At 59.3% G+C, this 386-nt stretch carries 1 protein-coding gene; it reads left to right on the top strand.

The window, feature by feature from the left end:
- A partial coding sequence (locus BMI87_RS21885; RefSeq protein WP_210402521.1) for a recombinase family protein occupies positions 1-386 on the top strand: 386 nt, incomplete at both ends.

Genomic DNA, 386 nt, shown 5'->3' with positions numbered 1-386 from the left:
CCTGCCCCGCGTGCCGCGAAGGGCAAAACCGCTGGAACCTGGTCATTTTCGACGATCTCGGGCAACCGCAAACGGGGCACCGGGGTCCTCAATAACGAACTCTATATCGGACGACGTGTCTGGAACCGGCAACGGTTCATCAAGGATCCTTCGACAGGGAAGCGGCAGGCTCGACTTAATCCTCCCGAACAATGGGTTATCGATGATGTTCCAGATCTGCGGATCATCGATGACGATCTATGGGGGCGCGTGAAAGAGATCCAGGAGGGCGTCAGAGCCGCCATCAATGCCGAGGATCGCCCGAACGCGTTCGGTGCCGCGAGGCGCCCCACGCATCTTTTCTCGGGCCTGCTCAAATGCGCCTGCTGCGGCGCGAACTATATTCT

Source organism: Thioclava sp. F28-4 (assembly GCF_002020045.1).
GTDB lineage: Bacteria > Pseudomonadota > Alphaproteobacteria > Rhodobacterales > Rhodobacteraceae > Thioclava > Thioclava sediminum.
This window is presented reverse-complemented; position numbering and strand designations above follow the sequence as displayed.